At 40.6% G+C, this 13334-nt stretch carries 9 protein-coding genes and 2 pseudogenes; 5 read left to right on the top strand and 6 right to left on the bottom strand.

Annotated elements, in window-relative coordinates; genetic code table 11:
- Positions 1–538 precede the first annotated feature (538 nt).
- Positions 539–2062 (bottom strand): McrB family protein, encoded by a 1524-nt coding sequence (locus WN50_RS31040; RefSeq protein ID WP_053221547.1) that lies wholly within the window; start codon positions 2060–2062, stop codon positions 539–541.
- Between the two features lie 180 nt (positions 2063–2242).
- Here WN50_RS31040 and WN50_RS17870 point away from each other — a divergent pair, with 180 nt between their 5' ends.
- Positions 2243–2434, top strand: coding sequence for a hypothetical protein (locus WN50_RS17870; RefSeq protein ID WP_046282236.1), 192 nt, complete (start codon positions 2243–2245; stop codon positions 2432–2434).
- Here the strand turns inward: WN50_RS17870 and WN50_RS17865 are convergent.
- Positions 2418–3353, bottom strand: coding sequence for a phosphoribulokinase (locus WN50_RS17865; RefSeq protein ID WP_046282235.1), 936 nt, complete (start codon positions 3351–3353; stop codon positions 2418–2420). The two genes, WN50_RS17870 and WN50_RS17865, sit on opposite strands and share 17 nt — an antisense overlap.
- A gap of 115 nt (positions 3354–3468) precedes the next feature.
- Positions 3469–5664, bottom strand: a pseudogene (recQ, locus tag WN50_RS17860) (DNA helicase RecQ).
- 238 nt (positions 5665–5902) lie between these two features.
- Here recQ and WN50_RS17855 point away from each other — a divergent pair.
- Positions 5903–7081 carry a hybrid sensor histidine kinase/response regulator gene (locus tag WN50_RS17855; RefSeq protein WP_046282234.1) on the top strand — a complete coding sequence of 393 codons (1179 nt, stop codon included), beginning with the start codon at positions 5903–5905 and terminating at the stop codon, positions 7079–7081.
- A gap of 7 nt (positions 7082–7088) precedes the next feature.
- Here the strand turns inward: WN50_RS17855 and WN50_RS17850 are convergent, their stop codons facing one another.
- From WN50_RS17850 to WN50_RS32385, 3 genes are all read right to left on the bottom strand, one after another.
- Positions 7089–8888, bottom strand: coding sequence for an iron uptake porin (locus WN50_RS17850; RefSeq protein ID WP_082172484.1), 1800 nt, complete (start codon positions 8886–8888; stop codon positions 7089–7091).
- 170 nt (positions 8889–9058) lie between these two features.
- The gene (locus WN50_RS17845) at positions 9059–10687 is read right to left on the bottom strand and encodes an HD-GYP domain-containing protein (protein WP_046282233.1); all 1629 of its coding nucleotides are present in this window, start codon (positions 10685–10687) and stop codon (positions 9059–9061) included.
- The gene (locus WN50_RS32385; protein ID WP_425354823.1) at positions 10684–10944 is read right to left on the bottom strand and encodes a hypothetical protein; all 261 of its coding nucleotides are present in this window, start codon (positions 10942–10944) and stop codon (positions 10684–10686) included. The genes WN50_RS17845 and WN50_RS32385 overlap by 4 nt, the downstream gene beginning before the upstream one ends.
- A gap of 390 nt (positions 10945–11334) precedes the next feature.
- Between WN50_RS32385 and cysC the strand changes: the two genes are divergently transcribed.
- The 3 genes and pseudogenes from cysC to WN50_RS17830 all read left to right on the top strand — a co-directional run.
- Complete coding sequence (gene cysC, locus WN50_RS17840) at positions 11335–11880, top strand: adenylyl-sulfate kinase (RefSeq protein WP_046282232.1); 546 nt, start codon at positions 11335–11337, stop codon at positions 11878–11880.
- Between the two features lie 125 nt (positions 11881–12005).
- Positions 12006–12797 (top strand): DsbA family protein, encoded by a 792-nt coding sequence (locus WN50_RS17835; protein WP_046282231.1) that lies wholly within the window; start codon positions 12006–12008, stop codon positions 12795–12797.
- A 128-nt stretch (positions 12798–12925) separates the two neighbouring features.
- Positions 12926–13201: pseudogene (locus WN50_RS17830) on the top strand (DsbA family protein); the annotation flags it as partial.
- Between the last annotated feature and the right edge of the window lie 133 nt (positions 13202–13334).

The raw sequence follows: 13334 nt of genomic DNA, 5'->3' as shown, positions 1-13334 counted from the left end.
CCCTAAATCCCCCTTAAAAAGAGATCCCCCTAAATCCCCCTTAAAAAGAGATCCCCCTAAATCCCCCTTAAAAAGGGGGACTTTATCCTCCTAAATTTCCCTTAAAAAGGGGGACTTTATCCCCCTAAATTTCCCTTAAAAAGAGATCCCCCTAAATCCCCCTTAAAAAGGGGGACTTTATCCCCCTAAATTTCCCTTAAAAAGGGGGACTTTATCCTCCTAAATTTCCCTTAAAAAGGGGGACTTTATCCCCCTAAATCCCCCCCTTTTCAAGGGGGGCTAGGGGGGATCAAAACGGGGAATTTTAAGCTTATTTACCCCTTTTCAAGCAAGACTGTTAAGCTTTTGATTTCTTATTCCCCCCTTTTTAAGGGGGGCTAGGGGGGATCAAAACGGGGAATTTTAAGCTTATTTACCCCTTTTCAAGCAAGACTGTTAAGCTTTTGATTTCTTATTCCCCCCTTTTTAAGGGGGGCTAGGGGGGATCAAAAACCCAAAAACATGAGTAGCAAACGTTGAAGTATTTCATACAATTTTGTTAGTTAAAAAGTTTTTTATCAATCTCAGACCAGCGAAAATTCTTTATTTTTTTTTGCTGATCATAGAAATATTCTTCTAAATAGGGTTCAATTTCCATCGTCCAAATATCCTCAATGTTATTTTCCAAGTCATCAACTAAGAAAAAGGAAATCCCCAGTTCGTGATGGGGGTCATCAATTGTTTGATTCAAATCTGTTAGAATACCGATTAATTTTTTGATGAAAGATTCACTAGAACTAGAACTGCTATGATAATGACGCAGTATGTCATAATTGGGAGAAAGCGTAATAAAAGAGAAGCGGCGACGAAGTGCATGGTCAACCAAAGCAATAGACCGATCAGCAGTGTTCATGGTTCCAATAATATAAACATTTGAGGGAATTCCAAACAGTTCATTACTCCCCGCCAAACATATTTTTTCATCTCGATATTCCAACAAATACATCAACTCTCCAAACACTTGAGATAAATTCGCCCGATTAATTTCATCAATAATTAGAACACAAGTTCCTTTACAGGATTCTGCTTTTTTACAAAACTCAAGAAATCGACCCGGAACCATTGAATAGGTTAGCTGTCCGTCTTGTGTCTGAGGACGAATTCCTTGCATAAAGTCTTCGTAGGTATAGGCGGGATGAAACTGAACCAATTCAGAAAAACCATCGTCACCTCCTATTAAATGTTTAGCGATTTCTTTGGCGATGAATGTTTTTCCTGTTCCGGGTGGCCCTTGAAATATTACCTGTTTTTTTCGTTTAATTATTTTTACCCATCTTTCGAGATCTTCTTCTTCAAAACCTGTACTATCAGCACATTCAACGAGACTGTATAAAGGCTGTAAATTGAGATATTTACATATACCAGGAATAGGATCGTCGGTCATATATATTAACATCAGAGGCAACATTTTTTGAAAAGTTTTATCCAAGTAATATATAAAGTCATCGACTGACATACGACAGGCTTCTTCAATACTCATTTCAATTTCAGAATGATAAACCTCGGGATCAATATCATCATAAATTCCAATAGAGTTTAGTTTTTCGATAAATTTTTCTTTGATTATTCTTTCGGGAGAGCGGGAATCTAAAAGATCTATTTCATCCTTTAAAGATCTTATTATACCGACGTTTTCAAAATAGGTAATTTTTGATTTTATTTGCAGTTTTTTAGGTGTGAATACAACAAAAAAGACGCATAAAAAATCATCGTATTCGCTACCATAAGCCCCAATATTAACAGAAATAATTTCATCATTTTTATGGGATTTAATCGTGATCCCTGAATTCCAATCAAGGACTCTAAAATTTGGAAATTTTTCAAAATTTTTGTTAAGATAATTGACTATTATCTCCATAATATTTTTTAGATTTGAAGCAATATTTCCAAAAAATTTTATTTGTAATAAGTCTAGTAAAACCTCACCTTCATAATCCTCTCGATTGTCTATCTGCACCATAACATTAGGTAAAACTTCAAACATATCCTTAGTGAAAAGAAAATCTTCCTGTTTCTCACTCATCTTCATCTCAATCCTTGTGAATACTTCCTTCAACAGTTAACTGATTAACCATTGTACCTTCAAAACCGTAGCGAGAAAGCAGAATTAGAGAGGTTGATAGGAGTCTATTAAAAATGCGATCGCAATGCTATAATTTACACAGATTGATTCAAAAAAAGTTAGTATATTTTCTGATTCCATATGGAACGCTCAAAACTGGTTGCCTATCTCACAGGTGCAATTTCTGTGATTTTAGCCCTGGCTTATCTGCTGTTAGTCTCTCTGCTAGACTTCCGAGGTGAGATGATTCCAGCGCCTCAAGATCCTTTAGTAATCTCACCTCAGATGCAGGTTTTGCAGTTTCTCTACTCTGGGTTTACTGAACGATTTTAGTTGCCTTAATCATGTGATACGCAATCAATAATTGGGTAATGGCTAACGGATAACTTTGTAGAATTTCTCCCGTTGTTCCGGTGAGTTTACCCAGTTCTTGATTTCCCACACTACAAAAATCTTTTAAGTGTGGAAATTCATCACAAAATAGCATCTCTAACGCATTCACCTGTTCAAGCGTTGCATGACTATCAACTTCCAAAACATCCACAGGTTTACCCATATCTCGATCCAATCCTAAACGCACTGCGGAGAGCGGATAGCGAGCGCTTTGATCAAGAATTTCTGTAAAATTGGGATGAGGAATAGTGGGGCGCAAAACCAAACGCACATTCAAATTTGAACTGTTGGTATTGCCATTTTCCGCCGGATAAAATGTAACCACCACATCCGCCCACTTGCGTTGAGGACGAATAAACGCTTCTGAGTCGGGTTCCCGTTGTTGGAGGGCGGCGATCACTTCTTCTTCGGTGTAGCTACGCTTCATAGTATCTCGCTTAATTTTCCACTGAGTCCGCAGAGACTCCGGTGGGGCGAGATACACCCGAACATCGTAGCAGTCACGGGCGCCACGAGTCGAATAACCGAGTAACCCTTCGACAATCACAAAACGACTGGGCTTAACATACTCAGGCGCTTCAAATGTTCCGGTATGATGACTGTAAATCGGTTTGAGAATCGGTTGTCCGGTTCGCAGTAGAGTCAAATGCTGCTGCATAATATCAAGATAGTTCGCATCGGGATGCAGTGCAGTCACTCCTAAAGCCTTGCGTTGTTGGCGATCATAGCGATGGTAGTCATCTGTACAGATCACCGTCACATTTTCTGGCCCGACAACTTGAGCAATTCCCCGCGTTAGCGTTGTTTTTCCGGCCGCGCTATCCCCAACAATACCTAAAATAATTGGACGATGGCTCATCTTTATTTGCCAAATGGTAGCCTATTGTGATCATTCTATGGGGGAATGCAGGCCAAATCAAGTCCCAAAAAGAGCGGGTGACATTTTTAGCAAGATTTCCGTCAAATTCAGGGATCTAAAACTCCATGCGATACTGTCGCCAAGCCGCTCTAACTAAGCGAATTTCATCATAACTATATTGCTCGGCTAAATAGTCATAAATAATCTGAAGCCCTGTATCTCCTAGAGTTTCAATCGCACGAATAATTATTTGTTGGCGTTCCAATGAAACCAAACGATTAATATCAACCGCTTGGTTCATACTAATTAACTTGAGCAAATGCTCAACCACAGCACTCGCCGACAAATTCCGATGATGGGAGATCTCTTCAATACTCAACCCTTGCTGATGCAATTGTAGAGTATACATTTGGCTATCTGTTGATGAACCGTAATTTTGAATCATACATTTTTATGGAGGAGGTGCTGCTTCCACAGAAAGACCTTGTTCTTCACAATAGTTGCGAATCGTATTAACAAATCGTTCTCCGTAGCGACTCAACTTATGATTTCCTACGCCCGAAATCTCTAATAAAGCCTCAAGCGTTACCGGACGTTGTTGTGCCATTAATCTCAGTGTAGAATCCGGAAAAACCAGATAAGGGGGAATAAATTGTTCATCTGCAATTGTTTTACGAAGTTGACGCAAATGTTCAAATAACATTTCCACTTCAGCCGCCAATGAACGAGTTTGAATGTCTAAGTTTCGCTTTTGAGGAATCGCAATTTCAACTCGACGCTGACGCTGCATCACTTCCCAACTCAGGGAGTTTAGTTTCAAGATACCATAACCATCGATTGTACGGTCAACTAACCCTTGATGAATTAGCGATCGCCCTAAGCCTTTCCACTCATCAACTGTCTTATCTTTGCCGATCCCATAGGTTGAGAGTTTATCATGTCCTCGTTCAATAATTTTTTGACTTTTCGACCCTCGTAGAATATCAATAATATAGCTGATTCCGTATTTTTCTTTACATCGGGCGATACAGGACAAAAACTTCATCGCCTCAATCGTCCAATCTTCTAGGGGCTTACTTTCGCGGCAATTATCACATTGACCACAATCTCCCGGAAATGGCTCCCCAAAATAACCTAAAATAATTCGATTTCGACATTCGGTTGACTCCGCATAATCAATCATTTGTCGAAGTTGCTGACGACTCATTCGTTGTTCGTCGGGCTGAGGTTTTTGAGCGATAAAATATTCGATTGTTTTAATATCACTTCCTGACCAAAACAGAATACATTTAGCCGGATCACTATCTCGTCCAGCCCGTCCAGCTTCTTGATAATAGCTTTCTAAAGTTCGCGATAAATCATAATGAACCACAAAGCGAACATCGGGTTTATTAATTCCCATTCCAAAAGCTATTGTGGCGATCATCACTTGTACATCATCTCGAATAAAACGAGTTTGATTTTCTTGACGTTCTTGATCGGGTAATCCGCCATGATAGGGTAAACAAGATATTCCTTTGTCTCGCAATTTAAAAGCTAAATATTCAACCCGTTTTCGAGTCAGACAATACACAATTCCTGAACTATCTGCTTGCTGAATAATCTTCACCAGTTGGTTAAAACTTTGGGTCGATTTCGGAACCACTTCATAAGATAGATTAGGACGCAGAAAACTCGCTAAATGAATTGAAGGCTGTTTTAAGGCAAGCTGTTCAATAATATCCTGGCGAACTCTTTGGGTGGCTGTAGCTGTTAATGCCATCATCGGAATCTGAGGATAACGCTGTCGCAACCGTTGAAGTTGTCGATATTCCGGCCGAAAATCATGCCCCCATTCTGAAACACAATGGGCTTCATCAATGGCAAAAGCCGAGATCCCAACTTGAGTATTTACTAGGTCTAAAAAAGATAAAAATCGCTCGCCTAAAACCCGTTCAGGGGCAACATAAAGCAGTTTAATTCGACCTTTGAGAATGGATGCTTCCCGCGATCGCACTTCCTCGGCTAATAGGGTACTATTAAGAAACGTTGCGGCAATGCCATTATCCTCGAGGGCAATGACTTGATCCTGCATCAAAGCAATCAGGGGCGACACCACGACTGTTACCCCGGGTTTGAGGAGTGCGGGTAACTGAAAACAGAGAGATTTTCCGCCTCCTGTGGGCATGACAATCAGCAAATCTTGCTTCTGGAGGGCTTGTTCGATGATTTCACGTTGTCCCGGGCGGAAAGAGTCATAACCAAAAAAGTGCTTGAGGGACTGTTCGAGAGATTGGGGCTGGGCGAAAGAGGATACAGATAGCCCTGACATTGATTTTTAGGAGATAGATGGACTTCTTTATTATTTTAGAAAAATGCGTTCCCCTTCGCTTCAATCTCGCTACAATATCCATTGACCTGAAAAATGTTACATTTTAATACGAACTACATGGAGAGAATTGATTAGCGATCGCCCAAATAAGATTTAAGGGGGAAACGTGGGCAACCTCTGAATGATAGCATCCCTCACCAACAGATTTCCAAATCCTATCAAAATAAGGGGTACACAGATGATTCAGTCTTCGATTCAGCAAGCTGATATTTTAATTGTTGATGATACTCCTGAAAATTTACGACTGCTCTCCTCTATGTTAGAGGAAAAAGGCTATAAAGTTCGCAAAGCCACCAATGGTAAACAAGCACTGAAAGCGATAGAAGCGCTCGCTCCTGATTTGATTCTACTGGATATTATGATGCCCGAAATGAGCGGCTATCAAATTGCTCAATATCTCAAAGGTTTACCCAAAACTCACGATATTCCGATTATTTTTCTGAGTGCGCTTAATGATACGATGGATAAAGTCATGGCTTTTGATGTGGGTGGCGTTGACTATATTACAAAACCCTTTCAAGTTCAAGAAGTTTTAGTTCGTGTTAGAACTCAGATTACGTTGCGGGAACAGCAAAAACAACTGCTTGAACAAAATAAACAACTTCAAAAAGAAATTAAAGAACGCCAAAAAATTGAGTCTGCATTACGAGTTTATATTCATGCGGTTTCTCACGATTTGCGAAATCCCGTAACCGGAATGTTAATCGTGTTGAATAACTTATTAACCTTAGAATCCTCCCCAAAACTAACAGTTCCTCGAAATATTGTAGAACAAATGGCGAATAGTTGCGATCGCCAACTCAATCTGATTAACTCTTTAGTTGAAACCAGCGATATTAGTTTAGAAGGAATTTCCCTGCATTGTCAACCCTTAGACTTGATCCCTTTTACCCAACAACTGATCGCCGAATGGCAGCCTTTTTTTGACAAAAATCGGGTGAACTTTCAGGAAAAAATACCCTCTGTTTTACCTTTAGTTCAAGCCGACTCTACTCAACTTTGGCGAGTTTTTGACAACTTATTTTCTAATGCTATCAAATATAATCCCCCCGGATTAACGTTAACGCTTTCTGCGGAAGTCATCACCGACAAGAAGGCTAAAAAGAAAACTGAAAACTGGGTAAAATACACCATTTCAGATGATGGCGTTGGAATCAATTCAGAAGATTCAAAAGAACTCTTTGAACTCTACAAACGAGGTAAAAATGTGGGTAAAATTAAAGGATTAGGTTTAGGTTTGTATTTGTGTCAGCAAATTATTAACGCTCATGGGGGTAAAATAGGCGTTATTGCTAACGAAAATTCGGGCGCGTCCTTTTGGTTTACGTTACCTGTATTAAAACCCGAAGATTCTTAGATGCTCGTTAAAAAGAAAACGTTGTTCTTAACGTCCCAATCACGATATCATCATTGCGGCTATCTTGGTTGGGATTTGTAATAAAAATTATCCCCGGAGTAATGGAAATTTTATCATTTACCGGGTAGCGATAAAACGCTTCTAAATGCCAAGATTGATCATTAGGAAACTCTATTTTTAAGTCTCTCGGCGCATCAATATCATTCAAATAGGGTTCTCTCCCAATAACAATCCCGCCCAAACTTCCCTCTTTAAACAAATCCGGTAATCCTAATGTTACCGCAAAATTCCAAATTTGACCATCCCCAATATTAATCACTCTCGCATCCGTATATCCTCCCCAACCACTTAATACGATTTTACGATTTATTCGCCATGAAACTTGTACCCCATAGGAATTACTAACCACTCCTGACGCAATTCTTCCGGGATTAATTCCCTCACTTAAGCCTAAAATTGAGTTGGCAATTCCACTCCCAGTTACACCATTAATTGCATTTCCATTAATATTACCTCTATTTTTGTCAACTACTAAACCATTTCTTAAACCATTATCAAAGCCAAAATTTCCCGGTGTTGAATAAGCATGATTATAAGTAAAAGCCAACTGTAAATTATCTCTCGGCGTTACTGTAATTTGGGCTAACGTTGCGTAATCTCCATTAAACAAACCATTTCCTTGACTCGCATCTCCCGCACTCGCAGACAGATAACCCACAGACACAGAAGTTGACCCAAAAATTCCATTTAAAAATTGTTCATTAAATCGATAATGTAAACCCATTCCGCGACCCCCTCCAATGCGATAAATTGGGTTCCGTTGACCAAAGGTACTTAAACTTCCATTTCCGCCATCTCTATCATCTAAATAGGGGTTAACCGTCGGAACAAAATCATCCCAAGTGACGCCTTTTGCGGCTAATATTAACTGAAGTTGATTGGTAATCGGAAACTGATAATATAATCGTTCTAATTCAACTTTACTATCCGTATCACCGCGAAAATTAAAGGTTTGTGTTCCTTGACGAGTAAACCCCAAATCAAACGGTTGAGCGTTTCCCATTTGAAGGCGAGTTAGGAGTAAATCTTCACCTGTAAAACTGGTATTAAAATTTAAACGAACTCGATTTTGAAAGACGGTTTGATTGCGGTTTTCTTCGGTTCCTTGAAAGGCGATATCATCTCCCCAAGCATCTGTTATCGCAAAAATTCCTTCTCCCGTGAGTTTTGTTGTGGTATAAAATTGATTAGCGACTAAAACTTCTGTCCGTTCTTCTAAGCGGCTAACTTGACCTCGAAGTAAACTTAATTCTGCTGCAAATTCATTTTGTAAACGTTGTAAAGCAATGAATTCATTTTCAGTTAAACTATCTTCGACTGCGGCGTTTAACAACTCGTTAATTCGTTCAACACAAGCATTTAAACCGGCTGCAAATTCATAGCGCGTTAACGAACGATTTCCTTTGAATGTACCATCTGGATAACCTGCAATACAGCCAAACCGTTCCACTAAAGATTGTAAGGCTTGAAACGCCCAGTCTGTGGGTTGAACATCAGACAGTTGAGAAACCGATGTGACTTGACTCGCTGAGGTGTTTTTGCGTCCTTCTTGACTGTAACGTTGGAGTTGTTCTAAAGTAGATTGAGATGCAATATTATCTGAATTGTTATCTGAATATTCAGCTAAAACCGAACTAGAACTAAAGCCTAAAAATACAGGAGATGACCAGAATACTAACAAAAATCGAGTGACTTTGCAAAATGATACAGGGTTTTGATACCATCTAATTCCCTTGTCCGCCTTCATCCTGCTCTCCTTATTTTTTAAAGCGTATAATTTTATTTCATCATAGTATTTCCACCCTGAACTTCAAGATTTTAACTTGATTCTATGCCCATTATCTAGTTTATATCCACCCAGATTGATTTAGCAAGCGAGAGGCTGGCACTATCCTGATTTTGAATAGAGATGCTATCTTATGCCAGTTTCATTACCACATCTAAACTATGTCCTATCACTTGATAAACTTGACGTTTCTCAAACAGTTCTAAAATCTCAGGGTTCACTTTATTTTGATCGGCTTCTTTTCGGAGAATTTTTAACGCCGTGACGGTTGGTAATGCGTGTTTATAGGGTTTATCTCCGGCTGTTAACGCATCATAAATATCCGCAATTGCCATCATTTGAGCTTGAATGGGAATTTTCTCTTGTTTTAATCCCAAAGGATAGCCAGTCCCATCTAGTTTTTCGTGGTGTCCATAGGCAATTTGAGGAACATTTTGTAGGTCTTTTGTCCAGGGAATTTTCTCAAGAAACTTATAAGTATGGGTGACATGAGACTCGATTACTAACCGTTCATTCTGCGTGAGATTTCCCTGTTTAACTAACAGTTGAGACATTTCTTCAGGAGTCACTAAAGGTTTCATTTCCCCGTCAATATCCCGATAAACAATCTGAGTTAATTCTGATAGTCTTTTTAGCGGTTCTTCTTCTGTGACTTGAGGTTCATTCGCCTGTAATAATAAATTCCAGTAATCCGTTAATTGCTGGAGTTCCTGGTTTAAATTTGCTTCTAACTGTTCAATTTTCTGATGAACTGAACTTTCGGAATGAGTCTGTTTTTCATTTTGCAGCAAGAGTTCACATTTTGCTTGAGTGCATTCCCATTCTAAAGTCCGTCGTGCTAAAGTAAAGCGTTGACGTAGGACTTCTAACTGATGAGGATACAACTTTTTAGACTTCGTTAAAATCGCTTCAGGAACACCAATTTTGCCAAAATCATGCAATAATGCAGCATAACGAATTTCTTGAATTTGGCGATCGCTAAATGTGATATCCGCGAGTGAGCCTGTTGTCGCCGTATTCACTTCTTCCGCTAAACGAACCGTTAGTTGCGCCACCCGTTCAGAATGACCAAAGGTGCTGGGATCTCGCTGTTCAATCACTTGAACTGAAGCCTTGACAAATCCTTCAAAAAGATATTCAATACTCTCTTGTAGATGGTTGCGTTCGATGGAAATTGCCGCTTGAGAGGCTAGACTTCGCAAAATCCGTTCTTCCCATTCCCCATAGGATTGAGTCATTTCTAGGGTATTTTCAGGAACCAGCGTGACATCCGGTCTAATTTTGCGGTTAATTAACTGAAGTACCCCGATAGTTTCCCCCTGGCGGTTTTGCATGGGAAGAACCAACACCGAACGAGTTCGATAGCTAATATCACGATCAAAACTACTATCGAGGCGATAGGACTTGTCTGGCGGTAACTGATAAGCATCAGGGATGTTTAACGTTTCACCCGTCAAGGCGACGTATCCCGCCAAACTTCTCTCAGTCAGGGGAATGGCAAACTCACGAAAGGACACATTCGGAAGCGAGACGTTTTGAGCGACTTTAAACAGTAATTTCGGAGTATTGTCGCTATTGTCTACGAGATACACACTTCCTGCATCACTATAAGTAATTTCCCGACTTTTACTTAAAATCAAGTTGAGTAGACTACTCAAGCTCTGTGTACTCGACAAGGATGCGCCGATATCTAATAGCTTTTCAATTAACTCTGCTTGTTCGGCTAACTCTTTTAAATATTCTGGATTTTGAAAAATCATAGGGGTCGTAGATGCTGAAAGACTGCAACACTACTGCTATCGAAAACTGATATAACACGGGTTCTACCCGTATTAATGCTTCGTTCCTGCTTCTTCCAGACTATACTGGGTTTCATAGGGTGTCGGCACTTCCTATTCCACAGGCTCAAACCGAATAGCCTTCGGCGTAATGTTCGCGCATTGAGGCTTGCGTTCAAGTCGCGGCCGATTGATATGTGGCAAGCTTCACAGTTGAAAACTCGTTCTTTAAGCGGCATTTCTTGAACATGACCGCAGCTTGAACAGGTTTTAGTTGACGGATAGAATCTATAGCGCAAAAACTATAGATGTATTCTTTTATCTTACAGATAGTACCGTGTTGTAGCATAAATTGTCAACTAAGTTACTGCTCTACCTTTCCAGTCAGTTTTCACCCTTTCGACAGACAGACTTTGCATCTGTAGCTAGATGCGAGTAGTATGGGAGAAGAAGAAATTTACAACTCATGGAGTTGATCCCACGCCTTCAGAACGTGATCGCAACGGTATGAGTTGATAGGGGTGTCATTGATTTCAGGGAAATGTCGTCAGTCCAAGTCAAGTCTCATTTGAGATGATTCGATAATCAATTCTTTGTTTAGTTGTCACTTAGCAGGAGAAATAAAATTGATGCAGCGCCGAGGTGTAACAGTGTGGTTCACAGGTTTAAGTGGTGCCGGAAAAACCACAATTACCCGTGCAGTAGCCGAGGAATTACGCTCACAAGAATGCCAGCTTGAGATTTTAGATGGCGATGTGGTGCGGGAAAACCTAACCAAAGGTTTGGGTTTTAGCAAAGAAGACAGAGACATTAACATCCGTCGGATCGGATTTGTTGCCAATCTTCTCACCCGCAACGGTGTTATTGTCTTAGTCTCAGCGATTTCTCCTTATCGACAAGTTCGCGAAGAGGTTCGCCAAACGATTGGGGACTTCGTAGAAGTTTTTGTAAACGCTCCCTTAGCAACTTGCGAAGAACGGGATGTCAAAGGCTTGTACAAACGAGCCAGAGCTGGAGAAATTAAACAGTTTACAGGTATTGATGATCCTTACGAACCGCCCCTCAACCCAGAAGTTGAATGTCGAACCGATCTCGAAGAGTTATCGGAGAGTATAGCTAAGGTGATGAATAAATTAGAGGAATTGGGTTATCTTCCATCGAAGGTTGCAGTTTAATCAATTTCCTCAAAACCTTTAAAAACTTGAACGAATTCTACGCGACACACAAACCTGCAACTTAAGGTTTAAGGTAAAAGTGTTGCGTAGATTTGTGTTTGTCATAGATGAAGGTAAAAAGCGTTATGGAAATCTCGACAGGTTGGCAGCAATACCGTCAGTTAAGGCTGTGGCTACTGACAACAATTTTAGCCGTCGGCTTGACTTTGGGAGGTTGCTCAAAACCAGGGGAGTCCGCTAAAACAGCCAACGTCAGTCCAGAATTTGAACAACAGGTTATTCAAGTGATTCGTAATAACCCCAAAGCCATTTTGGAGTCTGTACAGGCTTACCAACAGCAACAGCAAGAAAATCTCCAAAGTTCTCGGCAGTCCTTCCTCGAACAGATGAAAACCAATCCGTCTGCTATTATTGGCAGTTCTCCAACGACCGGAGCATCCAGTCAGCAGATTGTCCTGTTAGAGTTTTCCGACTTTCAATGTCCCTTCTGCGCCCGCGCTCATCAAACCATTAAACAGTTTATGGATAAGCATCAGGGACAAGTGACGCTGGTTTATAAGCACCTGCCCCTCAGTCAAATCCATTCGGAAGCTCTCCCGGCAGCAAAAGCCTCTTGGGCGGCTCAACAACAGGGGAAATTTTGGCAATATCAAGATGCTCTGTTTAGCCAACAAGAAAAATTGGGTGAAGATTTGTACGTCCAGATTGCTACTACTTTAAATCTCGACTTAGAACAGTTTAATCGCGATCGCCAAAGTTCAGAAGCCCAAGCCTCTATTCAAAAAGATCTCGAACTTGCTCAAGCTTTGGCGATATCTGGAACACCCTTTTTCGTAATGAACGGTGAAACCTTCTCGGGAGCCGTTGAACTGTCGGAAATGGAAGAGGTTTTAGCCCGAGTTAGCTCCAAGAACTAGCCCGGAACTTGAGACATAAGGCCAAAACGACTGAGGTTAGAGAGTTGACATACTCCCCATTTCTAAAGAAAGGGGATTCTCCAAACCTCACGGCTTTGGATTACTGATTCATTGACAACCCTTACAGCTGGCAATATCAAGATGCTCTGTTTAGCCAACAAGAAAAATTGGGTGAAGATTTGTACGTCCAGATTGCTACTACTTTAAATCTCGACTTAGAACAGTTTAATCGCGATCGCCAAAGTTCAGAAGCCCAAGCCTCTATTCAAAAAGATCTCGAACTTGCTCAAGCTTTGGCGATATCTGGAACACCCTTTTTCGTAATGAACGGTGAAACCTTCTCGGGAGCCGTTGAACTGTCGGAAATGGAAGAGGTTTTAGCCCGAGTTAGCTCCAAGAACTAGCCCGGAACTTGAGACATAAGGCCAAAACGACTGAGGTTAGAGAGTTGACATACTCCCCATTTCTAAAGAAAGGGGATTCTCCAAACCTCACGGCTTTGGATTACTGATTCATTGACAACCCTTACAGCAAGCT

Source organism: Limnoraphis robusta CS-951 (assembly GCF_000972705.2).
Note: the sequence above shows the minus strand (reverse complement) of the source record. Positions and strands in the feature narration are given on the sequence as shown.

Bases quoted from the DNA above. Each gene is read 5' to 3' on its own strand.
- WN50_RS31040 (WP_053221547.1), bottom strand. From the start codon at position 2,062: ATGAGTGAGAAACAGGAAGATTTTCTTTTCACTAAGGATATGTTTGAA.
- WN50_RS17870 (WP_046282236.1), top strand. From the start codon at position 2,243: ATGGAACGCTCAAAACTGGTTGCCTATCTCACAGGTGCAATTTCTGTG.
- WN50_RS17865 (WP_046282235.1), bottom strand. From the start codon at position 3,353: ATGAGCCATCGTCCAATTATTTTAGGTATTGTTGGGGATAGCGCGGCC.
- WN50_RS17855 (WP_046282234.1), top strand. From the start codon at position 5,903: ATGATTCAGTCTTCGATTCAGCAAGCTGATATTTTAATTGTTGATGAT.
- WN50_RS17850 (WP_082172484.1), bottom strand. From the start codon at position 8,888: ATGAAGGCGGACAAGGGAATTAGATGGTATCAAAACCCTGTATCATTT.
- WN50_RS17845 (WP_046282233.1), bottom strand. From the start codon at position 10,687: ATGATTTTTCAAAATCCAGAATATTTAAAAGAGTTAGCCGAACAAGCA.
- WN50_RS32385 (WP_425354823.1), bottom strand. From the start codon at position 10,944: ATGCCGCTTAAAGAACGAGTTTTCAACTGTGAAGCTTGCCACATATCA.
- cysC (WP_046282232.1), top strand. From the start codon at position 11,335: ATGCAGCGCCGAGGTGTAACAGTGTGGTTCACAGGTTTAAGTGGTGCC.
- WN50_RS17835 (WP_046282231.1), top strand. From the start codon at position 12,006: ATGGAAATCTCGACAGGTTGGCAGCAATACCGTCAGTTAAGGCTGTGG.